This window comes from Chryseobacterium tructae (assembly GCF_030409875.1).
GTDB lineage: Bacteria > Bacteroidota > Bacteroidia > Flavobacteriales > Weeksellaceae > Chryseobacterium > Chryseobacterium tructae.
The window spans coordinates 1,563,223-1,584,241 of sequence record NZ_JAUFQR010000001.1; the positions used below are offsets into that span (position 1 = coordinate 1,563,223).

25 protein-coding genes are annotated in these 21,019 nt (G+C 32.7%); 20 read left to right on the forward strand and 5 right to left on the reverse strand.

Going from position 1 to position 21,019, the window contains the following annotated elements; all coding sequences use genetic code 11:
* The first annotated feature begins 141 nt into the window (after nt 1-141).
* The 7 genes from QWZ06_RS07590 (at nt 142) to lanM (ending at nt 7,374) form a co-directional block, all read left to right on the forward strand.
* Nucleotides 142-597 carry a YdeI/OmpD-associated family protein gene (locus tag QWZ06_RS07590; RefSeq protein ID WP_353959943.1) on the forward strand — a complete coding sequence of 152 codons (456 nt, stop codon included), beginning with the start codon at nt 142-144 and terminating at the stop codon, nt 595-597.
* A gap of 20 nt (nt 598-617) precedes the next feature.
* Complete coding sequence (locus QWZ06_RS27740; RefSeq protein ID WP_353960004.1) at nt 618-725, forward strand: YdeI/OmpD-associated family protein; 108 nt, start codon at nt 618-620, stop codon at nt 723-725.
* Between the two features lie 109 nt (nt 726-834).
* The gene (locus tag QWZ06_RS07595) at nt 835-1,533 is read left to right on the forward strand and encodes a DUF1826 domain-containing protein (protein ID WP_290296946.1); all 699 of its coding nucleotides are present in this window, start codon (nt 835-837) and stop codon (nt 1,531-1,533) included.
* Between the two features lie 128 nt (nt 1,534-1,661).
* Nucleotides 1,662-3,461, forward strand: a complete 1,800-nt coding sequence (locus QWZ06_RS07600; RefSeq protein WP_290296947.1) for a POTRA domain-containing protein — start codon at nt 1,662-1,664, stop codon at nt 3,459-3,461.
* A gap of 231 nt (nt 3,462-3,692) precedes the next feature.
* On the forward strand, nt 3,693-3,962 hold the full coding sequence (locus QWZ06_RS07605) for a hypothetical protein (RefSeq protein ID WP_290296949.1): 270 nt from the start codon (nt 3,693-3,695) through the stop codon (nt 3,960-3,962).
* A 290-nt stretch (nt 3,963-4,252) separates the two neighbouring features.
* Entirely contained in the window at nt 4,253-4,453 is a 201-nt protein-coding gene (locus tag QWZ06_RS07610) for a hypothetical protein (protein WP_290296951.1), read from the forward strand.
* Between the two features lie 158 nt (nt 4,454-4,611).
* Nucleotides 4,612-7,374: a type 2 lanthipeptide synthetase LanM gene (gene lanM / locus QWZ06_RS07615; protein ID WP_290296953.1), complete on the forward strand. Its 2,763-nt coding sequence runs from the start codon at nt 4,612-4,614 to the stop codon at nt 7,372-7,374.
* Nucleotides 7,375-7,459: 85 nt separating this feature from the next.
* Here lanM and QWZ06_RS07620 read toward each other — a convergent pair whose 3' ends face one another.
* Nucleotides 7,460-8,632 carry an alpha/beta hydrolase family protein gene (locus tag QWZ06_RS07620; protein WP_290296955.1) on the reverse strand — a complete coding sequence of 391 codons (1,173 nt, stop codon included), beginning with the start codon at nt 8,630-8,632 and terminating at the stop codon, nt 7,460-7,462.
* A gap of 244 nt (nt 8,633-8,876) precedes the next feature.
* Between QWZ06_RS07620 and QWZ06_RS07625 the strand changes: the two genes are divergently transcribed.
* From QWZ06_RS07625 to QWZ06_RS27750, 11 genes are all read left to right on the forward strand, one after another.
* Nucleotides 8,877-9,068 carry a hypothetical protein gene (locus tag QWZ06_RS07625; protein WP_160138571.1) on the forward strand — a complete coding sequence of 64 codons (192 nt, stop codon included), beginning with the start codon at nt 8,877-8,879 and terminating at the stop codon, nt 9,066-9,068.
* 166 nt (nt 9,069-9,234) lie between these two features.
* Nucleotides 9,235-9,423: a hypothetical protein gene (locus QWZ06_RS07630; protein WP_290296959.1), complete on the forward strand. Its 189-nt coding sequence runs from the start codon at nt 9,235-9,237 to the stop codon at nt 9,421-9,423.
* Nucleotides 9,424-9,564: 141 nt separating this feature from the next.
* Nucleotides 9,565-9,753: a hypothetical protein gene (locus QWZ06_RS07635; RefSeq protein ID WP_290296961.1), complete on the forward strand. Its 189-nt coding sequence runs from the start codon at nt 9,565-9,567 to the stop codon at nt 9,751-9,753.
* A 10-nt stretch (nt 9,754-9,763) separates the two neighbouring features.
* The gene (locus QWZ06_RS07640) at nt 9,764-9,955 is read left to right on the forward strand and encodes a hypothetical protein (protein WP_290296962.1); all 192 of its coding nucleotides are present in this window, start codon (nt 9,764-9,766) and stop codon (nt 9,953-9,955) included.
* 18 nt (nt 9,956-9,973) lie between these two features.
* Nucleotides 9,974-10,156 carry a hypothetical protein gene (locus QWZ06_RS07645; RefSeq protein WP_290296964.1) on the forward strand — a complete coding sequence of 61 codons (183 nt, stop codon included), beginning with the start codon at nt 9,974-9,976 and terminating at the stop codon, nt 10,154-10,156.
* 12 nt (nt 10,157-10,168) lie between these two features.
* Nucleotides 10,169-10,360: a hypothetical protein gene (locus QWZ06_RS07650; protein WP_160138566.1), complete on the forward strand. Its 192-nt coding sequence runs from the start codon at nt 10,169-10,171 to the stop codon at nt 10,358-10,360.
* Nucleotides 10,361-10,434: 74 nt separating this feature from the next.
* Complete coding sequence (locus QWZ06_RS07655; RefSeq protein WP_290296965.1) at nt 10,435-11,388, forward strand: ATP-grasp domain-containing protein; 954 nt, start codon at nt 10,435-10,437, stop codon at nt 11,386-11,388.
* Nucleotides 11,381-11,602 (forward strand): hypothetical protein, encoded by a 222-nt coding sequence (locus QWZ06_RS07660; protein WP_160138564.1) that lies wholly within the window; start codon nt 11,381-11,383, stop codon nt 11,600-11,602. The genes QWZ06_RS07655 and QWZ06_RS07660 overlap by 8 nt, the downstream gene beginning before the upstream one ends.
* Entirely contained in the window at nt 11,586-12,587 is a 1,002-nt protein-coding gene (locus QWZ06_RS07665; RefSeq protein WP_290296966.1) for a hypothetical protein, read from the forward strand. Before QWZ06_RS07660 ends, QWZ06_RS07665 begins: the two co-directional genes overlap by 17 nt.
* A gap of 420 nt (nt 12,588-13,007) precedes the next feature.
* Nucleotides 13,008-13,559, forward strand: coding sequence for an NADP-dependent oxidoreductase (locus QWZ06_RS27745; RefSeq protein WP_353959944.1), 552 nt, complete (start codon nt 13,008-13,010; stop codon nt 13,557-13,559).
* Nucleotides 13,490-13,990, forward strand: a complete 501-nt coding sequence (locus QWZ06_RS27750; RefSeq protein WP_353960005.1) for a zinc-binding dehydrogenase — start codon at nt 13,490-13,492, stop codon at nt 13,988-13,990. Before QWZ06_RS27745 ends, QWZ06_RS27750 begins: the two co-directional genes overlap by 70 nt.
* 156 nt (nt 13,991-14,146) lie before the next feature.
* On the opposite strand, the gene mnmE is transcribed toward QWZ06_RS27750, so the two are convergent.
* The gene (gene mnmE, locus QWZ06_RS07675; RefSeq protein ID WP_290296967.1) at nt 14,147-15,532 is read right to left on the reverse strand and encodes a tRNA uridine-5-carboxymethylaminomethyl(34) synthesis GTPase MnmE; all 1,386 of its coding nucleotides are present in this window, start codon (nt 15,530-15,532) and stop codon (nt 14,147-14,149) included.
* 724 nt (nt 15,533-16,256) lie between these two features.
* Here mnmE and QWZ06_RS07680 point away from each other — a divergent pair.
* Entirely contained in the window at nt 16,257-17,258 is a 1,002-nt protein-coding gene (locus tag QWZ06_RS07680; RefSeq protein ID WP_290296968.1) for a phage tail-like protein, read from the forward strand.
* 19 nt (nt 17,259-17,277) lie between these two features.
* A complete protein-coding gene (locus tag QWZ06_RS07685) occupies nt 17,278-17,793 on the forward strand; it encodes a phage tail-like protein (RefSeq protein ID WP_290296969.1) in 516 nt (171 codons plus the stop codon).
* A gap of 806 nt (nt 17,794-18,599) precedes the next feature.
* On the opposite strand, the gene QWZ06_RS07690 is transcribed toward QWZ06_RS07685, so the two are convergent.
* The 3 genes from QWZ06_RS07690 to QWZ06_RS07700 form a co-directional block, all read right to left on the reverse strand.
* Nucleotides 18,600-19,037, reverse strand: coding sequence for a helix-turn-helix transcriptional regulator (locus tag QWZ06_RS07690; RefSeq protein ID WP_290296970.1), 438 nt, complete (start codon nt 19,035-19,037; stop codon nt 18,600-18,602).
* Complete coding sequence (locus QWZ06_RS07695; protein ID WP_290296971.1) at nt 19,034-20,020, reverse strand: tetratricopeptide repeat protein; 987 nt, start codon at nt 20,018-20,020, stop codon at nt 19,034-19,036. Before QWZ06_RS07695 ends, QWZ06_RS07690 begins: the two co-directional genes overlap by 4 nt.
* 462 nt (nt 20,021-20,482) lie before the next feature.
* Entirely contained in the window at nt 20,483-20,953 is a 471-nt protein-coding gene (locus QWZ06_RS07700) for an Lrp/AsnC family transcriptional regulator (protein ID WP_290296972.1), read from the reverse strand.
* Nucleotides 20,954-21,019: the final 66 nt, after the last annotated feature.

Sequence of the window (21,019 nt, forward strand, 5' to 3'; positions counted from 1 at the left end):
TACAATAGAATGAATTGAATAAAGGATTGTTAACGAGAAAGGAGGGGAGACTGGAGTGACAATATAATCATGTGGGATAAATATCAGATATTCTGTATTTTCGTATATAATAATGCTGTTTTAATTCGAAACAAAGCGACCATGGAAATAACCAATAAAAGAAAGGATGTTTATATCAATACAAAAGCAGAATGGCGGCAATGGTTGGCAGAATTTCATCAATCTCATCAATCAGTTTGGGTCATCTGTAATACCAAAAAATCAGGACTTCCAGCAGTAGAATGGAGTGAATTGGTGGATGAAGCTCTTTGTTTTGGCTGGATCGATAGTACAAGAAAAACCATTGATGAGAGCTCTTTCAAGCAATTATTCAGTCAACGTAAACCGAAGAGTACATGGTCTAGGATCAATAAAGAAAAAGTACAAAGGCTGATCGATGATCAACTGATGGCAGAAGCCGGTTATGAATGTATCAGAGTAGCTAAAGAAAATGGATCGTGGGTAATCCTTGATACAGTAGAAGATCTGATCATTCCAGAAGATTTGAATAAAGCCTTCACAAATTATACAGGTTCAGAAGAATATTTCAGGGCTTAAGCAAGTCGGTGAAAAAAATGATGCTTCAATGGATTATCCTTGCCAAACGGCCGGAAACCCGGGAAAGACGAATTACTGAAATAGCAGAACACGCAGCACAGGGCAAGAAACCCAAACATTTTTTGTAATCATCTTTTAAATAGATTTAGTCAACTTTGTTTTTAACAGAGTAGGACTGTAATAAAAGCTATTCCTTATTTTTGCAGAGAATAATGACAAAGATGTTTATTCCAACATATGAGCGATATATTTTCTGACAATCATCAAATAGGAATGGTTTCCACATTTTCTGAACTTGTAAATACTCCTTTTCAAGGGGATATCAATGCAATATGTTGGCACAGAAATGTAGAGGGAGATTTTAAAGAAATTGTTTCTAAACTTAAGCTGCAAGAGAATATTACGGAAGTTTCTGCTGAAGATCTTTTGGCATTAGCGTTATCTGAAAAGGGAAGTGTTGCGAGGGAAATTATTTTAAATGATTTACAATTACTCACTGATTTCGGTGCTTCGCCTTCTCTTAATTTGCTTAAAAACTACGAACGGGATGAAGAGTTCGATTTCATTTCCACCGATGTGTACTCCTACCATGTGGATCGTTCACCTATTGGAACAGATACTTTTTTATGCACCTATTATGGAGCCGCTAGTGATATATTGCCCAATCACCAGGCTGTACAAAAGATAGACGTGCCTGAAATCCGTGAGAAGCTTAAAGAACTGTACGATGGCCCGGAAGATGAATTTGAAACCTTTTTGAAAGATTGTTTTTTCGATCTGCATTATCAAGCCAAAACCGATTCCAAACCTACGAATCTGGGAATAGGGCATCTTTGGCGACTGGCAGTAGATCATCCGACACAGCAGGTTTTGCCTTGTGTTCACAGAGCACCTGTTGAAAATGAAGGAGAATATCGGTTGCTTTTGATTTGTTAGGAAATGGTATTTAGTGAACTAAATAACCGAATTTCATTCAAAAGTAGTATATTTATAAGATATTTCTTTATTTCACTATATTTTGATTTTTATATTCTTGAAATAATTGTATTGAATTTTGATGGCTAATGACTAGATCGATTGTAATTTTAATTTTCTTTTTAAGTGGTTTTTTCTTTTTAAATGCACAAGAGAAGAAAGACTCGCTTTATTATAAAATAGAAGAATTTTCAGATAAAAGAAAAGTAACCAAATTTCTTCATCGCTTCATATTCCGTAGAGAAGCGGATTCTACATCTGTTAAGTCCAGAATTGAAAAGCTACCGCAGGAAGCTTATAATAAAAAATACATCAGGAATGTCAGGATCGAAACCATTGACCCTTTTGGGTATGATTCAAAAGATCAGAAAGAAAAATTAAAATGGTACGATTGGTTTACAGATCATCTTCATTCCACTACAAGAACATCTACCGTTAATAACTATTTGCTTTTTAAGGAAGGTGAACAATATAATGCTCAGAAACTTTATGAATCCGAACGTTTGCTGAGAACCATGCCTTTTGTAAATAGAGTTAACATCAGTGTTGCAGAAGATACTTCCAGTAAAGATTCCATTGATGTTGTGGTAAAAGTTCTTGATTCCTGGAGCTTGAAGCCGAGAGTCAGTTATTCCGGAAGTAAAATCGGCTTAGGAGTCACTGAGGAAAATGTCTTAGGCCTGGGACATACACTTGATTTTCTTTATAGAAATGATTCTAAAGAAAAGCAGGACTACTTTTTAGGAAGCTATACCACTTATAATCTTTTTGGATCTTATATCAGTGCTCAAATTCTTGGAGAGCGGGATTTTTTTAAAAATGAAAGAATCAGTTTCAATGTCAGAAGAGACTTTTTCTCTCCTTTAACGAAATGGGCAGGGGGTTTTACTTTTGATTATTTTAAGCGAAATGTATTGCTTCCTATAGAAACAGATACGGCTTTTCCGGAAGTTCAGATCAAAGTGTACAGCCAGGATTTATGGGGTGGTTATCAAATACCGGTTTCATCGGATCCTAGTGAAAAAGTTACCAGTAATATTGCCGTGATAGGAAGGTTTCAGAACTATCAGTATAAAGATAGTCCCGGAATCGATCGGTATAAATATTTTAGCTCTTACAATAGTTTTTTGATGTCTATTGGGTTAATTAACAGGCGATTTTCCGTTCAGAAAAATATTTTTCAATATGATTTGCCGGAGGATATTGCTTATGGAAATTCAGTGAGCATTATTGCAGGTGGTTTATCTAGAAATAAAGAAGTAAATCCTTATGTAGGTGTTTCCGCATCTTACGGAAGCTTCACAAGGTTGGGTTATTTTACTTTGAAAGCACAGTTTGGAAGGTTTTTCAATGAAGACAATCAAAACAAAGAATCATTCCGTATAGATGGAACTTATTTTACGAATCTTATGGATTGGAAGTTTGCCAAAGTAAGACATTTCTTTTCCCCCACCTTGGCATTAGGAAATCCGCAGCATAATTATTCTTACAAAGATCGTATCAATCTCTCTTCTCCGGATGAGTTTCCGGTTTATAATGCTGATTATATCGGGACAAAAAAAATGGTTTTAAGATATCAGCTTCAAATGTTCATTCATAAAACCTGGAAAAACTTTCATTTCAGCCCTTATTTAACAATGGCAGTAGGCTGGCTGGGAATGCCTGATGAAAAATTATTGAAAACACACGCAAATACTAAAATAGGAGTGGGCGTTTTAATTAATAACCCATTTTTGGTATTCAACAGAATTCAGATTTCTTTCACTTATTATCCTCGGGTTCCATTTGATAATAACTCTGTTTTTGATTTTAACAGCAACCGAAATAACCTTCTGCCTATGAATAGCTTTGCAACAGAGGTACCCCATTTTGTGAATTTCGGGAATTGATAATATAGTAATCCTATAGATTGTTTTGTTAAAGAATAGAGCTTGCTTTATTCTTCTTTCATCCTGAAATTTCATATGAAGAATCGCTAACCATTGAAAAGGCTTTCTTGTGTTCAGATCCGGAGAATTTATAATTTTTAACGATTTGATCCAAGTAATAGTTTTTCCGATTATATTTGACTTTCTTTTGAAAAGTCACTTTATATAGAAAAAACTAATTCAACCATAACAATGCTTAATAAAACAACATTAAAAGATTTTATCTACTGGACAGCTATTTTTATCGTGTCTATCTCTATGCTTATCTATGGTCTAAGCAAACCATTTCAATTTGCAAGTGTTGAAAATACACAAGTGATGAATAAACTATCGGGTCAACAGCTTATGTGGGCTTTTTATGGCTATTCAAAATTATATCCGATTATCATTGGCTTTTTTGAAGTGACAGGAGCGTTATTGATCTTATTTAATAGAACAAGAATTTGGGTTGTTTACTTTTAACAACGATACTCATCAATATTATTATTCAGGACTATATATTTCATATTATAGCATTGTCATCTGCAGTTTACTATCAGTTATTGATAATTTTACTATTAGTCTTTGATAGGGATAAAGTGATAAATTTGTTAAAATATTTATTTTTTAATCCCCAAAAAGGGAGAATTAATGTAATTATTATAGCTGTTTCTCTGATAGTTGCATTGATTTTAAAATTTTATGAAACAAAAATAATTTAGGATTTGATATTATTTATTATATTTAGAAAAGTTTAATACCAAAATTTATTTATGAAAACCAAGAAAACAAAATTTGAGAAATTTTCAAAACTTCCTAACTTAAACAAGGATCTATTGAATAAAGTGAAAGGAGGTGTAGCGGCAATCGAAGAATCTGCAGAGATTACAATATCTAATAAGTGTGGCCATTTCTATACAATCAGTGGAGAGTGTAGAGCAGACGGTAGCAGCTGCTGGCCTTGGCCTTTTTAATTATCAGGCATAATTAACAAAGGGCTATTCTCTAATTTATTGAGAATAGCCCTTTGCTATTATAGGCCGTTAGTCATCAGAAATTACAATTAAAAAATCATCGTAGCTTTTTCAAATATCAGATAAACTTTTAAAAGTTTTCACTTATTATCACCTATATGGAATATAATTCACTTTTCATCGTAAAAAAAAGAAACCTTATTACAAATAAGAATTATAAAAAGACCTTGTTTTTAAATTTATTTTCAGATTGGTTAGAAGATGCTCAACAAAAAATCTTAATTGCAGACGGTTTTATATCTGAAAAAGCGATAACATTTTCTTTTAATTCCCTATACGATACCATCATCGAAATATCAGAAAGGGCGCTAGTTGTTGAGTATAGAGTCTTTGAAGAAGAGATCAATAAAGAACCCAGCGAAGAAAAATTAGTTGAATTTGAAAAAGAGCTTTTATCAGTAGAGTACAGAAAATATTTACTCGATGAATATCCGGAACTTTTTAGATTGGTTTTCGAAAATATTAACTATTTCGTTGAGAATCTTAATGACATTATTTCTAACTATATAAAAGATTTTGAAGAGATTAAACAAATGTTTAATATCAAAAACTCTGATATTGAATATATAAGAATCGGGCTCGGAGACAATCATAATAAAAATAAAAGTACCAGTTTATTAAAAATAAATAACGAGTCTCCCATCATATTTAAACCGAGAGACTTAGCCCTTGAAGTATGCTTTTCTAATTTTCTTACCTATTATAATAATTCTTGTGGTACCAATATCTATTTACCTAAGACTTTATACAGAAAAAAATATTCATGGACAGAATTTATTAAGTCGTCCAATCAGGAAGCCCAAAAAGCTTATTTATTCGAAGAAATAGGACATACAATTTGTATTCTGTACTTCCTTAATGGTACAGATTTTCATTACGAAAATATAATTGTCAATGATACAGAAGGGTTGGTGCTTATAGATTGTGAATCTCTTTTATATCCTATTGTTAATATTCGAAGAAATGAGCACAATGTGCTTTCTATAGGGCTTTTGCCTAAAAAGATTAAAGTTGGAAATCAACAGGTGGATTTTAGTGGGCTAAATCTCAATGCGGATATCACCCAAGACTCTCCAATAGAAAGAGAAGCTATTAGTATTGAAAATGGAGAAATAACCGCAGTTGAAGGGAAAAATATATTGGTTAAACCCAATAATTTTCAACTTGATAATCAGGAAAATGTCAATGATTATATTGATGAAATATTAGCCGGGTTTAAAAAATCATATCTTTTCTTAATGGAGAATAAGGATGAGTTGATGACATTTTTTGATACAGATTCTTCCGATTATCCTATACGTTTCTTACTCCGAAATACCTATCTCTATTCCCATGTATTGTATGAGTCTTTATCACCTATTCTACTAACGGATCAGGAAGATAGAATTTCATTTATGCAACAATTGGAAGAACCTTATTTTGGATTTAATAATTTATTAGATTCGGAGGTCGCAGATTTATATAATAATGATATTCCTTATTATTATTGTAATGCGAAATCAACGACTCTGGAAAACACCAGTGGATTAAGCCAGAATCAATTTTTTGAAAAAAGCCCGTTAGATGCTCTCCATTACAAATTGAATAACAAGATTTCAAAAAGAGATTTAGAGCAGCAGTTATTATTAATCAGATACAGTTTTGCTCAAAATACTTCTCAGAATTCTACTAAAATATTTCCCAAAGCATATGTTTCGGAGAATATCAACTTAATATATGATCATTTCAAAAATTTAGTAGGCGAGAGCAGTACTTACTTTACCCTTCAGGAATCTTATAAAGAAGCCAATCAGTATAATTTAGAATATACGCATCGCGATTTAATTAATGGTATGTTTGGAGACATCCTATTCTTAGCCGAAGCCAATAAAATATTCAAAAATTCTTATATAAGTGAAACGATATCCCGTCTATACAAAGATAATGTTCAACAATTACGCAGTTCTGAATATATAGGAATGGCCGGAATGGGCGGGGCAATATATTTTTTGTCAAGAATGTATAGGATATATAATGACGACCAATATATCAATGAGGCCCTACAATGTATTGAATCTCCTGATTTAATAAGCAATATTGAAAAATCTCAAAACAACGGAGTTATTTATGGGAGAGCAGGTTTATTAATTGCGTTAATAGAGCTTAAAAAGATAAGTGACAACTCAACGGTAGACCAATTAATACATCTTACTTACAATCAGATGATCTCTTCTGCTGTTGTAACACCGGAAGGGATACACTGGCTTTCAGAATTCCATCATCAGCCATTGTGTGGAGTAGCCCATGGATCGTCTGGTATTATTTTGTCACTTTTAAGATACTTTAAATTATTTGAAGATGCAGAATGTAAAAATATCATTCAACAGGCTGTATTGTTTGAAAATACCTTTTACAGTGCAAAACATAATAATTGGTCAGACAACAGAAGTTTCGTTTCAAAAGAATTGCAATATTCTACTTTTGGATGGTCACATGGTAGTCCTGGGATAGGATTGATTCGCTTGGAATTAATTGAATCCAATATATTTCAATCCGATGACTTTTTAGATACTCTGAAAACCGACTTGCAAAACTGTGTTGAATCTACTTATAAAAATGGTTTCAAAGGAAGTGACTCACTGATTTTCGGAAAATTCGGAAATTCTGAACTTCTCGTTCGTTTTTCAAATCATATTAATGATCCCCAGTTATTAGGCGAAATAGAAAGTCATCTCAATTCATTTAACAGTTTATCTTTTATTAAAAATAATAGGGGACTTATCATTCCGGGGCTTTTCAATGGCGTTTCCGGATATGGATATCAGTTACTGTTTTTTAATAAAGAGATCAAGAATTCTATACTTACATTTGAATGTAATTAAGCTTTTAAAGCTGAAGAAATAGAGATTGCATTAGGTAATCAATATGAAAAAGAAGACTCCGCTTTTTAAAAAGTGGAGTCTTTTTTTATTCCATAAGACTTTTAACAACTTCCGCTAAAAGATCTTTTCCGTTTTCAGGGTTATAAATAAACCCATGCTCACCTTCCTGTATAGAGCGAAGCTCCCAATCTTTAGCAGCAGCTTTGTGGTCTAGATAGGCCTTTTCAACCTCCTTAAAATTATAAACACTATCATCCTGAGAGTTTAATGTTATCAATTTTTTCCCTTGAGCCAGATTTTTAAACTCTATTTTCTTTGGAAAAGCATTCGGGTTTGCAGAGATGGCGAAAAAGCCTTTAAATAGGTTGGGTTTTTGTGAGGCAAAATAAAATGTTGCATTACCGCCATTAGACATTCCTCCTAACAATATATTCTTCTCATCAATCTTAAAATTCTTTTCAACATTATTAATAATGGTGAAAATATTATCAAACGCTTCCTGTTGATTAACCCAGCCGAAATCTTTCTTGCCTAAAGGATAGACAACAATTGTATTGAGTGTGTCTGCTATTGAGAAAATAGGCTCTTGCTGTAGCTGGTGCTGATCGTGATTAAATCGGTCTGTACTTACAATACCGCCATGAAGATACACGATCATTTTTGAGGGCTTTTTAAAATCAAACTTTTGAGGGATGAAAACTAAGTAAGGAACTTTTAAGTCTTTTACCTGTGTGAAAAACAAGGCATATCCGGAACCGGTAGTGAGGCTTTTCTTATCCATTAGCTTTAAGGCGTTTTCTTGAATCGATTGGTTCCACTCCTTATTCAGTTTGTCTTCTATAGCCTGTTTTTCAATCATGCTTTCTTTCATTTTCCCTATGATTTCATTCCATTCTTTCAGTTCATGTAATTTTTCGAAAGCACTGTCTTTTTCGATATGGTTTATTTCCCCTGGCTTATTGCCCAGTCCTTTTTTTTGAGCCTCTGATAACCATTGGATTGACTTATTATTATCGTTACAATAGCTGGCACTCTTAGCAGCATAATAAAAAGTATAAGGGTTCTTTTCACTTACTCCTTCATTCGTCTTTAAAGCTAAATTATAGTTGACAAGAGCTTTACAAAAATCTTTTTTTTGAATATTATCTTGAGCTTCTAAAATTAACTGTTCATAATTTTGTCCGGTAAGTGGTTGAAATATAAACATATAAAACAGGGGTAAATATTTAATACTCTTTATTTGAGAGTGCTTTTTCATAAAAAAATATTTTTTTTTCTAAGATAAGTATAAAAATATTTTTTCTATTCATTTTTTTTATATATTTACCAAACTAACCACATGAGCGTGAAATACTCAAAAAAATAAAGGTTATATATTCATGTTTTGTACTTTTGGCTTAATTTGTTGAATAATTACTTTTGGGTATTGTTTGAAGATTAAGAATAAAAGCAAGAATATTAGCTTTTTGTTTAAAGAAAAAATTTTATAAAACTTATTAACTATGAAAAAAACTAACAAAAATTCTAAAAAGATTGATTTAAACTCTTTAAAAGTAATCAACAAAGAAAATCTTAATTCAATACACGGAGGAGGTAGAGAATTATCCTTAGAGCAGTCTGCATGGTCTTCTCTTGTAAGTGATAATGACAATACTGATACTTTTTCCTCTCTATTCTCAGATATTGAAAAATAAAAATTAATTTATTCCAAAAAAATAATAATTCTTGGGGAAATAAGATCCAAGAGTCATTATTCCCTGAAAAAATATTCTCTTTACTCATGAATAATTGAGTAGGTAGGGATTCTCATCTTTTTTTCAGATATAATTAACCATGTAAACAGTTTTAAAAATCTTAAATATGAAAAAGAAATCCATCAAAACAATGAACCTTGATACGCTAAAGGTAATTGATCAAAACAAATTAAAAACGCTTCATGGAGGAGCTATTAATATTGAAGATACTATGGCCCCTTCAGCCTTTACATCACTTTTTGATGATACAGACAAAGGTTCTTTCTCCTCTTTATTCTCAGATATTGAGAACTAATTAATCATCATCAGCCTATTACAAAGAAAAGAAATTAATACCTAGAAGTAACCTCCTTGTTATTTTTAGTAGAGAAGTATTGTAGGATTTTATCTTTTCCCAGTGATAATGATATAACAAAATTTTAAAATTTTAATTACTATGAAAAAAAACGTGAACAAAACAATGAACCTTAGTACTTTGAAGGTAATTGATCAAAAGAAATTAGCAACACTTCATGGAGGACTTCAGCAAATGGAAGACTCTTTGGCTCCTGCAGCCTTTACATCACTTTTTGATGATACAGATAAAGGTTCTTTTTCTTCCCTATTTTCAGACATTGACAAATAAATGACATATTATGAAAAAGAAAGAAGTAAAAAAAATAGATCTTAAGTCTCTAAAAGTCATTGACAAGAAGAGCTTAATTACAGTTCTTGGGGGAGCAAGCGCTCCTGACGAGTCATTGGCTCCTGAAAAATTCTCTTCTTTATTCTCAGATATTGAACATGACGGAGGATTTTCATCTCTTTTCAGTGATAATGATGTATAACATTATAAAATCTTAATTATGAAAAAAAATGCTAAAAAAATAAACCTTAGTGCATTAAAGGTTATTGATCAAAAAGAAATGGCTACCCTGCATGGGGGTCTTCAACAAATGGAAGAAGTTGCAGATATTGGATTAACTTCGGTAGCATATGATTATGACAAAGGATCATTATGTTCTGTATTTAAAGATATTGACTTTTAAAATTAAACTGATATGAAAAAAGAAATGAAAAAGATTGATTTATCTAAAATGAAGGTAATCAACAAAAATCAGATGGCCAAAGCACATGGCGGACTTCAACAAATGGAAGAATCTTTTGACATTACAATGTGTTCATGGGATCACGACATAGACAAAAAAGGAGAGCAAACTTTGTGCTCACTTGTTGCTGATTTCGATAACTAAATATAAATGCACATAGCAAAAAAATAAAATACAGGATCTGATCTTGTATTTTATTTTTTTAATTTTTTTAATTTATGATTTTAATTTTTTCAAATGAAAAAGAGCCAACAACTGACATGGTCATTGATTGGCTTCTGTATAAAAAAGCACCATTTATTAGGCTGAATAGTGAAGATATTCTCAATAATAAGTCTTTATACGTTGATGTAGCAAAGGGGATAATAAAGATCAATGACATGGTAATTTCAATTGATGAAATTAATGTGGTTTGGTACAGAAGATGGAATGAATTCGGATTTCAGCTTCCTAAAGATATTCCTAATCGATCTCAATTGAATTTTGAATTAAGTTCGGAGCTCAATGAAATCAGTTCGTTTATATTCATGTTGCTCTCTGGTAAAAAAACCTTATGTAATCCTTTTGCCAACAAGAATCACAATAAGTTATATACTTTATATCTGGCCCATAAACATGGGATTAATATAGCTCCATCTTTTATTGTAAACTCCGTGACTCCGGAACTGGATACTGATATAGAATATATTACAAAGCCTATATCAGATTCTAAGCTTATTGTAGATAAAGACAAAGCGTTCTGCTATAAATCTTTTACAGAAAAAATAGATTTATCCTCAATGAATGAGAGTGGGGCATTCTTTCCATCATTATTACAAGGGAAAATAGATTCTGCTCACGAAATCAGATGCTTTTATCTGGATGGTAAATTCTTCCCAACAGCGATTTTGAATTCTAAGACTTTAGATATCAAAAGAAGTGTTGGTTTTGATGCGGAAACGGTAAGAATGGTTCCTTTTAAATTCCCTGAAGAAATTGAAACAAAGATCACTGGATTAATGAAGGATTTAGGGTTGAATTGTGGTGCCATTGATATTATCAAAACAACTTCTGGAGAGTTTTATTTCCTTGAAGTAAACCCGGTAGGGCAAATAATTGGGTATAGCACTCCTACAAACTATACCTTGGAAAAAGAGGTCGCAGAATGGTTAATAAATAATGATTATGAATGAATTTCAGTACTTCAGTGAAGATGAATTAAAAACACTTCCTTTATATTTTAGATTTATGTTTCAGATGGATTTTAAAAAAATCAGACAGATGGAATCTGGCTACGAAACATCTACTGCCAGTAAAATACATAAATCTTCAGCCTATCAAAGGTATGTAAGCTATAAGCCTACAACGAAACTTAAACTCAAAAAAATAGATGATGAAAACTCCTGAAAATTATTTCTTTAAACTTTTTGCGAATTGTATTCCTGTTAAGGGTGAAGAGGAGATTTTACTTTTTGATCTGCATAAGATTAGTTATCTTGAAATTGATGAGTATATCTATGATTTAATCACAAACACTTGTGAGATCAAAAATATTTCTGAAATTAAAAATGATTCGGAATTGAGAGAAGATTCTACTGATATTCTCGATTTTCTTGTAGAAAATGATTTCGGATTTTATGTGAATGATGTCAATCAGTATCCTAAAATCAATACCTCTTACGTAACACCTGATATCATCAATAATTCAATTATTGAAGTAGAAAACTTTGAAAACTACGATATTGAATCTGTACTTACTCTGCTTAACGATTTGTTTTGCGGTAAAGTTGAAATTTGGGTAAAAGATAAAATGGAACTTGAAAAATTAGTTTCTATTGTCAAAAAATTTGAAAATTCATTTATGAGAACAATACAGATTGTTCTTAATCATCATTTATTATCAGATGCTGATATAGCATTTATAGATCAGGGTTGGAAGGATTTGAACAAAACAGAGTTAATCATTTATAATCATACGATTAGTAAGTCTGAGAGAAATTTCTATTTTTCACAAGACGATTTATCGCTGTCTAATTATATTTCTCAAAGCCAAAATCCTATCTATATGAATTTACATTTTTATTTAGAGAGCTTAGAGCATAATGTATTTTTAAATAAAAAAGTATGTATCGATAAAAAGGGGATGATAAAGAATTTTATTTCTTTTGAAAAATCTTTCGGAAATGTGAATACCGATCGTTTATCTGATATTGTTGAAAGTGCAGATTTTCAAAAACTTTGGTTTGTAAATAATGATTATATCAATCAAATAAAACATTCAGCACTTAGATATTGTTTTCCGATAACGGATGAACTGTCTTTAGATAGCACAGCAGAATTCTATAATATTCCTGAACAGGATTCTTATCCTTGGAATATAAAAGCTGAATAAAATTTATATGATTAAAAAATCATATAGTCAATAAAATAAAATCCCCTTTAAACATCATGTTTAAAGGGGATTTGTATTATTGTAATGGAATTTCTTTAGGAGTTAATTTCATGGTGATTATAACAGGTTTATTATCAGCTTATTATACTGATGTCATATCTGTGTGGGATCTGTTTTTTTTGTTTTGTTCCTGCAATATTACATTTTTGATATAATATTATTAAAACAACAAACTATTCAGAGTAAATGGGTTTTATAGGTAGAGAGCAAAAATAGTGTTCCCTACTTTATTTCCGATTCGGTTTGACTGCTGGGGGCTTTGATAGTGGAACTATTTGGAATGGGTGTTGTTATATAAGAGATCAGTACAAGACAAGAAAATTGAATAGCTTAATTTCCGTTAAACAAAAAAAGAATATTATGAAAGCATTGCAACTAATATCTTATGGCGATCTTAATGATAGCCTTGCTTTTAATGAAACTGCCAAGCCTGAGATACTGCCCAATGATGTACTTATTGAAGTATATGCAGCTTCTGTAAATCCAATTGATAAATTATTTATTATCGGAAACTTAAAAAATTCCCAGCCTTTGGATCTGCCGGCAATGATTGGTTTTGATGTCAGCGGAGTCGTTGTTGACAAAGGCAGTGAAGCTAATGAATTTGAAATTGGGGATGAGGTCTACTCCCGGGTAGCACAGCGGCGTTTTGGAACAATTGCGGAATATATTGCTGTTGACAGTGGTATAGTCGCAGACAAACCAACTAATATTACGTTTGAGGAAGCCGCCAGCCTTCCGCTCATTGCTCTTACTTCGATTCAGTCTTTAGAACGGGTGGGTATAAAGGAAGGCGACAAAGTTCTGATCCACGCGGGATCAGGTGGTGTGGGCAGTTTGCCATCCAATTTGCCAAGACTAGGGGTGCGTATGTCTATACAACAACCAGTACTGAAAATCTGGACTGGGTAAAAGAACTTGGTGCGGATCGTGTTATTGATTATAAGACAGAGGATTATAGAACCATTGCAACCGATCTCGACATTGTTTTTGATACTTTGGGAAGAAATTACACGGAGGAAGCCTTTGAGGTCATAAAAAAGGGAGGAAGAGTAGTCAGTATTGTGGGGCCAATGGACGAAGAAACAGCAGAGCATTTTGGGATTCCCAATTATAAGCTTCCGGCTAATCTTTCGCAGGCGATTGAAAATAAAGATGCTACCTATAAGATGGTGATCATGAAGCCTGACGGAGGGCAGTTGGCCTGGCTTAAAATAGCGGTGGAAGAGGGGATGATAAAGCCGGTTGTTGATACTGTATATCCTTTTTCAGAGAGTATTAAGGCTTTTGAACATTTGGCTTCTGGCAGATCAAAGGGGAAAATAGTCATCAAAGTAAAATAAATGAGACAGGCAATCTTGATTGCCTGCCTTTTTACGCTTGTTGGCGTGAGTGTCACGCTCCTTGCTCATTATCAAAAAAATATAAAAACAAAAAAAGCGAGTTAACAACTCGCTCTAATTTTTATAAGGGACTCAATTATATCATTTAAAAAACTTCTACTTTCCGATACAAAACTTAGAAAAAATATTCCCCAATACTTCATCGTTGGTAACCTCTCCTGAGATTTCTCCAAGGTGTTCCAGGGCATTTCTCAGCTCATAGGCCAATAATTCTGTGGATATCTGGAAAGAAATGGCTTCTTTTACCTTATTGACAGCATCTAAAGACTTTTGTAAAGCCTCAAAGTGACGTTGGTTGGTAATGACTACATTATTTTCTTCCGATTTTAATTGTTCAACGTAAGAAGATAATTCATTTGTAAGATCCTGAATATTTTGGTTCTCAACAGCAGAAATCTTAATGAAGTCAAATTCATGAGAAATAGCCTTTCTGAAGATATCTTCTACCGTATCGTATTTTGTTGGAGTAACTTCGTCGATTTTCGTTGTACAGATGATTAATTTCAAATCTTCTCTTAATAATGACTGGATCATTTCAATGTCCTCAGAGAAGTTTTCTGTAGCGGCATCAGCCAGATAGACTAGAATATTCGCATTTTCAACCTTTTCTTTAGCCTTTTTTACTCCAATCGCTTCAATTTCATCCACTGTTTCACGCAATCCGGCAGTATCAATCAAGCGGAAGGCGTGGCCTTTAATATGAAGAACCTCTTCAATAGTATCTCTTGTGGTTCCCGCAATATTACTTACAATCGCTCTTTCTTCTTTTAACAAAGCATTCAGTAGAGTAGACTTTCCTGCATTGGGCTTTCCGATGATAGCAACAGCGGTACCATTTTTAATGGCATTTCCATACTGGAAGCTTTCAATAAGAGATTTAAGCTTCACATCAATCTTATCTAATAATCCGTTTAAAGCAGTTCTGTCCGCAAATTCTACATCCTCTTCTGCGAAATCTAACTCCAGCTCTATAAGAGAAACAAAATTCAGAAGATCGGTTCTCAATAACGATATTTCATTGGTGATTCCACCTTTTAATTGATTGATGGCTACCTTTCGGGAAGCTTCATTTTCTGAAGCAATCACATCCGCAATCGCTTCTGCCTGAGAAAGGTCAATTCTTCCATTGATAAAAGCACGAAGGGTAAATTCTCCGGCTTTAGCCATTCTGGCTCCATTTTTAATAAGGGTTTCAAGAATACGTTTTCCAATATGCGGTGAGCCGTGAAAAGCAATCTCCACAGAATTTTCTGTAGTAAAACTTTTCGGTGCCAGGAAAATAGAAAGCATAATTTCGTCAATTGCTTCCTCACCATCCATAAAATAACCGTAGTGAATGGTATGGGACTTCTGTTTTTCCAGTTTTTTTGCTGGAAAGCTTTTCTGAACTATGGGTAAAACATCATTTCCGGAAACTCTGATAATGCCTAAAGCACCTATTCCATTGGCTGTAGCCAGTGCACAAATAGTATCGTTATTCATGCTGCAAATTTACGCTTTTTAATGCAAATTTTATAGAGGCAGCTATATGTATTGTCTATATTTCTGATCGGGTTATACGACTCATCTATGATCAAATCGATATCTATTATAGGAGGGGATAGGATCTAAACGTAAATTTGACTGTATCCATATTTCTGAATAAGCAATCTATCCATATCAATGGGGTTGTTTTGATAGATAAATTTTATTATATCGGCTTTCCCTTGCTGATCACCCGAAAATCTGTAATTATTTACGATATACAGTAGGATTTCAGACAGTTCTATGCTCTCATTAAAGAAGATGTTTTTCAGTCTACAATATTGATATATATTGGTTTATGTTTTTTTTTGTTTATCCTTCTTCTGAGATTCATTAATCCCATATTGGGCATTACAATATTGAATTTTTAAATAATATAAAAAGGCTTCTTAAATATATGTAGTTTTGAATTATTTAAGACATTGTTTATCAATAAGTTGTTTTTGTTGCAAAATTGAATCCGGTAAAAATATATTTTTCATGAAAATATATTTCGGCATGGTATTGTATTGTTATTTACAACAGTATCGGAGTTTGGTATATTAATTGTTGAGTAGGGATTCGGTGATGTAGAAAATTTGATAATTTCTCATTAAAATACGAATAATTCGTTAATTTAGCATAAAAGTATATGAATAACTTAATTTTTTTCGATATTAATAAAAAATTGATTTTTTTATTAATGATAGCCTTTTGCGGTGTTGCCTATGCGCAGACATGTACACCCTATACGGGGCAGCCGATGGTAAGTGGGACTACTTATTGTCTTAATGGAAATCTTACTGTAGGAACTAATATCAGTATCCCTAATGGGGCAACACTTATTGTACAATCTGGACAGTTACAGTCTGTTAATATCCAGGTTGATGGAGTTTTAGAGATAGGAGACGGAGCGAGTGTAAGGTCTAATGGATCCATTCTTATAGGTACTTTTGGAACAAACCAAAACTCAAAAGTTAAATTGGGAACCAAATCATTCTTATCACTTGTAGGATCAGTTGTTCAGGGTGATACTTCTTTTTTTGGAACCTATCCAAATGTAAGTTCTATGTTAGAAATGGGGACTAATAGTGTGGTAGAGATATGTGGGACATTTACTCAACAATCAACAACTTATCCCTTTATTGATTATGTAGGTCTTCCTACTGGTAAAGCTTATTGTATTGCTAAAGGAGATGTGAGTGGTGGTAATGGTTCAATTTTAAGTAATGATAGCCAAATTACAGCCATTGCAATGGCGTCTGTTACAAGTCTTGGCCCTGGAGCTGCAAGTTTCTGCGGTCCGAATGCAACATCCGCTTTATGTCCGTCTCTTTGGCCAAAAGGACTATCTGATGACAAATCAAGCTGCGGTAATGCACCTACAATTATTGATGATATGGATAGTTTTTGTACAAAACTGGGAGCAACAGGAACGCCTGATGGATTTACGAAATTCGGAATTACCATACAGCAAAAAAATAATGCTTGGCCAGAAAATGTTCCTAATGGTTTCGTTGCTAGGGAAGCAAAAGATAAAGGTTTTGTAATTACAAGAGTTCAGCATGTAAGCCAAACCCCACAGCCAGGAGATGCTATTGCAGATCCGAAAGAAGGAATGTTGTTGTATGATTTGCAAGATAAATGTGTGAAGCTATATAATGGTACTGCATGGAATTGCATTGTAAGAAGTTGTAATAATTAAACTTAAAATTAGTAAAAGGATGAAAAACATAAAAAATATAAGCATAGCCATTGCCCTTGTTATTTTTAATCTTTCTGTTGCCCAAGTAGCTATTGGAAAGCAGATAGTGGATGGTAACAGTACGATTCTTGATTTCAACAATGTATCCGGAAATACCAAAGGATTAATTCTTCCTGCTACTTCTGGCCTTCCAACAGGTTCTTTGGTGAATGGAACATTTGTTTTTGACGTAACTGACAGTAAAGTAAAGGTATATGAAAATGATGCCTGGAAGCCTCTGTCTGATGCGGGAAGCTCCAGTGCTGTTGTGGTTAATAATTCTGCAGAGCTAGGGAAAGGAGTCGTAATCGGAGAATCATCCAGTACGGCAGATGGAGTATTGGTATTGGAGGCTGCGGATAAAGCAATGATCCTTCCTCAAATTGCAACTCCTCATATTAATGTAAAAAATCCATATCCGGGAATGATATGTTACGATACAACCAGTAAATCATTGGCGGTATATGATGGATCAGTCTGGAGTTATTGGAAATAATCTTGATGTGAAATAATTTCCGGGAAACCGGTTTATATAAGTTTATAATGTGTATTGAAGCAGTGGTATATGAATGTATACCGCTGCTTTTTTTTGTTGCATTTTATAAAAAAGTGAGAGATTACAACTTTTAAAGCGTAATCTCTCATTAAACAAATAATATAAATTGTAATATTCTCTAATTTTTATGAACGGACGAGGATCATAATACTGAGGTATTGTTTCATCATAGGATATTGTGTTAAATAGGCCTCTTTTTTATTTGTGTTTCTAGTTAATATTATTTGTTTGGTTTGTAAAAAATCTCACCCCTCCGGGTTTTCATCATTTGTGTTTTTCATTTGTGTTCTTAATACTTTTATTAGATTAAATTAAGTGGTGCAGAGGGGGAGTTTTTTATAATTATTCTTGAAATTATGTATGTTTTTTTTTAGTAATGTTTTTGATTGTAAGGTTTATATTTTTCACATGACAAACATATTCAATAATCAGAAGATTTTCCAAAAAACAGCATACGACATAGCTACACTATGTATACTACTCCATGTTTAACATGTTGTTTTTTAGTGTGTTGTGTTTTGTTAGGGAAAGGATTTATTATTTGTTTCTATAATGTGGAAGTTGAATACTTTCAATAGAAGTGTCATTTTTAACCTTTAAAATCAGTTGTTTTTTCAATAAAAAGAATCTTTATTATGTAAATTTTATGTATTGAATATCATTGAAAAGGGGAACTTTAATAATAATTAGATACAAAAAATCCTGCCGTTGAGCAGGAAGATATTGATATGTAAATATTTCAAAATTTAGAGGGATGTAAAGAAACTATAAAGATCTGTTTCAGAAGGAATATTGAGTTTTTTTCTGAGTCTGCCTTTTTTAGTTTGTACAGATCTATGCTGTATAAAAGTAAAATCTGCAATGTCTTTTGAGGAAAAACCTAACCAGATCATAGCGCATAAAGAGAGTTCTGATTTTGTCAATTGCGAATTGATTTTTAAAATACTCTGAAATAGATCAGGATTAATTTCTTCAAATCTTTTGATAAACTTAAGATCATTAGTTTTAGCAAGATCTAATAATTCTGCGAAATCTTCCTTCGATATCCTTTCCTTTGGGGAAAACGTTAAAGTATTGGCTTTTCCAGAGAGCTTATCCTCTTTTTTGTATTTTCTGTTCAGTAAAAATAAAATAGCTCCTGTAATAAGAACGGATACTCCGATAAGAATAAAGATGAGATTCATATTATCCTCGCTTTTTCTTCAATGATTTCACTGAGAGAAAGATCAATAGCTTCATTTCCTGATAATTTAAGCTTGTGATCCAATTCCTCAGCTTTAGAAGTGTAAATCTCCTCCATTTTATGGTCATTGAGGTTTTGATAAACAAAAGCTATCTGCCGATAAAGTTCGGGTAATTTGTTGATCCTTTTTGTTTTAACTAAAATATCTGATGCTTTTATGTAAAAGTCTAATGCTTTCTCGTATTCCTTTTTTTTAGAAAGAAGATCAGCGTAAAAAGAGTAGATAATACCTTGTCTTACTGTTCCATATTCATTTTCTTTAAGAAGATTTAGAGCTTTGGTATTATAAAAAGTAGCAGAATCAAGATTTTTGGTTTGTTGTAAATGATAATTACCAATCAGGGATGCATTGAGGGCGGAAGGGTCTACATTGAAACCTCTGTGACGGTAAATCAGCGCAGAATCTTTATATGATGAAGAAATAAAATCAGCTCTTTGTTCATACATATTTCCCAATAACCATCCTTTTTCATCTAGCTTTTTACCATAATAAATAGCTTTAGCATTATAGTTTAAAGCAGTATTGACTAATCCTGTAACATAATTGACCTGGCCATACTCATGGTAGAGCTTAGCGTATAGGAAATTGTCATTAAGACGGGTAATGATTTTTTCTGCCGACTTCAGATAGGCATGACTTGTCTTATATTTTCCCATCATGCCGTAAGTATTGGAAAGATTGATGTATCCCAGAGCTTCTCCTTTTAAATACCCTGCCTGTTTGGACTGTTTGATGTTTTCATTATTAAGAATGATAAGTTCCTTATCTTTTCCTTCAAGCCGTAATTTTTCATTTTTCTGAAGTAAAGCGTTGTCGATTTCTCGGGTGTCAGTTTTTTTACTGCAGCTCCATAGAGAGATTGCAATAAACAGGTAAAAAAATAAGGGGTAATTTTTTAAAGGGAGATCACCTATACAGCTCATGGATTTTTTGTGATTTGTAATCATTTATGGAATGATGAAATTATTTTCATAATCTCAACCTTAATACTTTGTATGAAAAGATACATTATGCCTTTTCAGAAGTCTGTTATTTCAGCTTTAATCCTTTATAAAACTGTGCGGATTCCTCTTATTTTGATATGGATTTATTGGTAACATAATACCGGACAACTTATTGCAGTTGCCTGAATTAATAAATTTAATGCTCATCATCTTTTTTGTTGTTTAATAAAATTGCCCTTTTTACAAGGAGAATTTGGAGGACTAAAATAGTGAAAAATAAACAATCATCCAATACCTGCCTGATTTATCAAGGAGCTAAATGGTGAATTTATTCAGATTAATTAATTGATAAACAGTCTGATACCGGACTGTTGTTCGCTCTGACTACGTGAAGCAGTATTGTCAATAAATTAATAATAAGAGGTACTGCTTTTGTCGGTTTTATAAGATTTGAGCACTTTCTTTAATGCTGCTCATGACGAAAATGCTTTTTGTTTGGCCAATTCCTTCAATTTCAGATAGTTTGTTAATGAAAAATTCGTGAAATTCATCCATGTTGGGAGCAAGGATCTTAAGCATGAAGTCGAAATCTCCACTGATGTTATAGAACTCAACAACTTCCTTTAATTTTCCTACTTCTTCAATGAATTTTCCAGCAGTTTTTTTATTGTGAACATTTAAAGCAATCATACAGATGACCATCATCCCCTTGTTTACTTTTTTGCGATCTACTACAGCTGTGTATTCCTTAATGATACCCAGTTTTTCCATACGTTTAATGCGCTCATGAGTGGGGGTTGAACTTAGGTTGATCCTGGTAGAAATATCACGTACACTCATCTTTGCGTCTTTCTGAAGAAGCCGTAGGATAGAAAGGTCTTTTTCGTCTGGGGTATAATTTTCTGTTGGCATTTGTTCTGTTTTTATAGGGTTAATTTTATTGTTTCAGTTATTTTGTTCTTTTTATTTTTCATATTA

Coding starts and splice junctions, on each gene's coding strand:
- QWZ06_RS07590 (WP_353959943.1), top strand. CDS start 142: ATGGAAATAACCAATAAAAGAAAGGATGTTTATATCAATACAAAAGCA.
- QWZ06_RS27740 (WP_353960004.1), top strand. CDS start 618: ATGCTTCAATGGATTATCCTTGCCAAACGGCCGGAAACCCGGGAAAGA.
- QWZ06_RS07595 (WP_290296946.1), top strand. CDS start 835: ATGAGCGATATATTTTCTGACAATCATCAAATAGGAATGGTTTCCACA.
- QWZ06_RS07600 (WP_290296947.1), top strand. CDS start 1,662: ATGACTAGATCGATTGTAATTTTAATTTTCTTTTTAAGTGGTTTTTTC.
- QWZ06_RS07605 (WP_290296949.1), top strand. CDS start 3,693: ATGCTTAATAAAACAACATTAAAAGATTTTATCTACTGGACAGCTATT.
- QWZ06_RS07610 (WP_290296951.1), top strand. CDS start 4,253: ATGAAAACCAAGAAAACAAAATTTGAGAAATTTTCAAAACTTCCTAAC.
- lanM (WP_290296953.1), top strand. CDS start 4,612: ATGGAATATAATTCACTTTTCATCGTAAAAAAAAGAAACCTTATTACA.
- QWZ06_RS07620 (WP_290296955.1), bottom strand. CDS start 8,632: ATGAAAAAGCACTCTCAAATAAAGAGTATTAAATATTTACCCCTGTTT.
- QWZ06_RS07625 (WP_160138571.1), top strand. CDS start 8,877: ATGAAAAAAACTAACAAAAATTCTAAAAAGATTGATTTAAACTCTTTA.
- QWZ06_RS07630 (WP_290296959.1), top strand. CDS start 9,235: ATGAAAAAGAAATCCATCAAAACAATGAACCTTGATACGCTAAAGGTA.
- QWZ06_RS07635 (WP_290296961.1), top strand. CDS start 9,565: ATGAAAAAAAACGTGAACAAAACAATGAACCTTAGTACTTTGAAGGTA.
- QWZ06_RS07640 (WP_290296962.1), top strand. CDS start 9,764: ATGAAAAAGAAAGAAGTAAAAAAAATAGATCTTAAGTCTCTAAAAGTC.
- QWZ06_RS07645 (WP_290296964.1), top strand. CDS start 9,974: ATGAAAAAAAATGCTAAAAAAATAAACCTTAGTGCATTAAAGGTTATT.
- QWZ06_RS07650 (WP_160138566.1), top strand. CDS start 10,169: ATGAAAAAAGAAATGAAAAAGATTGATTTATCTAAAATGAAGGTAATC.
- QWZ06_RS07655 (WP_290296965.1), top strand. CDS start 10,435: ATGATTTTAATTTTTTCAAATGAAAAAGAGCCAACAACTGACATGGTC.
- QWZ06_RS07660 (WP_160138564.1), top strand. CDS start 11,381: ATGAATGAATTTCAGTACTTCAGTGAAGATGAATTAAAAACACTTCCT.
- QWZ06_RS07665 (WP_290296966.1), top strand. CDS start 11,586: ATGATGAAAACTCCTGAAAATTATTTCTTTAAACTTTTTGCGAATTGT.
- QWZ06_RS27745 (WP_353959944.1), top strand. CDS start 13,008: ATGAAAGCATTGCAACTAATATCTTATGGCGATCTTAATGATAGCCTT.
- mnmE (WP_290296967.1), bottom strand. CDS start 15,532: ATGAATAACGATACTATTTGTGCACTGGCTACAGCCAATGGAATAGGT.
- QWZ06_RS07680 (WP_290296968.1), top strand. CDS start 16,257: ATGATAGCCTTTTGCGGTGTTGCCTATGCGCAGACATGTACACCCTAT.
- QWZ06_RS07685 (WP_290296969.1), top strand. CDS start 17,278: ATGAAAAACATAAAAAATATAAGCATAGCCATTGCCCTTGTTATTTTT.
- QWZ06_RS07690 (WP_290296970.1), bottom strand. CDS start 19,037: ATGAATCTCATCTTTATTCTTATCGGAGTATCCGTTCTTATTACAGGA.
- QWZ06_RS07695 (WP_290296971.1), bottom strand. CDS start 20,020: ATGAGCTGTATAGGTGATCTCCCTTTAAAAAATTACCCCTTATTTTTT.
- QWZ06_RS07700 (WP_290296972.1), bottom strand. CDS start 20,953: ATGCCAACAGAAAATTATACCCCAGACGAAAAAGACCTTTCTATCCTA.